The organism is Psychromonas arctica (assembly GCF_038155225.1).
In the GTDB taxonomy this organism is placed as follows: domain Bacteria; phylum Pseudomonadota; class Gammaproteobacteria; order Enterobacterales; family Psychromonadaceae; genus Psychromonas; species Psychromonas arctica_B.
The window spans coordinates 1-221 of record NZ_JBAKBA010000284.1 but is presented as its reverse complement, the minus strand read 5'-3'; the positions used below and the strand labels follow the sequence as shown (position 1 = coordinate 221).

Sequence of the window (221 nt, the reverse complement as noted above, 5' to 3'; positions counted from 1 at the left end):
ATCGAATTATCTCGACCCTTAGCTGACTCTGGTGATTTCCCCGCTATTGTTGTTAGTAAATCAATTAGTCGAGTTATGACAATGGTCACTTCTGATGAACACCAAACATTAGCACGTGTACTGAAACAGGAATATTCTTTATAAGAAGAAAACAAAGAGCTAATAACAATCGGTGCTTATTCACGTGGCAGTGATCCTCGTATCGACAAAGCAATTCTTAT

General features: G+C 38.0%; 1 pseudogene. It reads left to right on the top strand.

The window, feature by feature from the left end:
- A pseudogene (gene fliI / locus V6255_RS18575) lies at positions 1–221 on the top strand (flagellum-specific ATP synthase FliI); the annotation flags it as partial.